At 61.9% G+C, this 367-nt stretch carries 1 protein-coding gene; it reads right to left on the bottom strand.

Translation table 11 applies throughout. The features are described 5' to 3' along the window. A partial coding sequence (locus tag BRSPCE3_RS35765; protein ID WP_244071820.1) for a sigma-54 factor interaction domain-containing protein occupies positions 1-367 on the bottom strand: 367 nt, incomplete at both ends.

Below are 367 nucleotides of genomic sequence, written 5' to 3'. Positions count from 1 at the left end.
CTCTCGAAGGGGCGGCACCGACAGGGTGAGCACGCACAGTCGATGGAACAGATCGGTCCGGAATCCGCCGTGGTGTTGGGCCGCTTCCAGATCCACATGCGTTGCCGAGATGATGCGGATGTCCAGCGGAATCGCCTGGTGCCCGCCAAGCCGCGTAATCGTGCCTTGCTGCAGGAAGCGCAGCAGGCTGACCTGGCTCTCGAGCGGCAGGTCGCCGATTTCATCGAGGAACAGCGTGCCCCCGTTTGCATGCTCGACCCAGCCGATATGACGCTGATGCGCGCCGGTAAAAGCGCCTTTTTCGTAGCCGAACAATTCAGACTGGATCAGGTGCGGCGGAATCGCCCCGCAATTGATGGCGATGAAC

It is taken from the genome of Bradyrhizobium sp. Ce-3 (assembly GCF_022835695.1).
Classification (GTDB): Bacteria; Pseudomonadota; Alphaproteobacteria; order Rhizobiales; family Xanthobacteraceae; genus Bradyrhizobium.
This window is presented reverse-complemented; position numbering and strand designations above follow the sequence as displayed.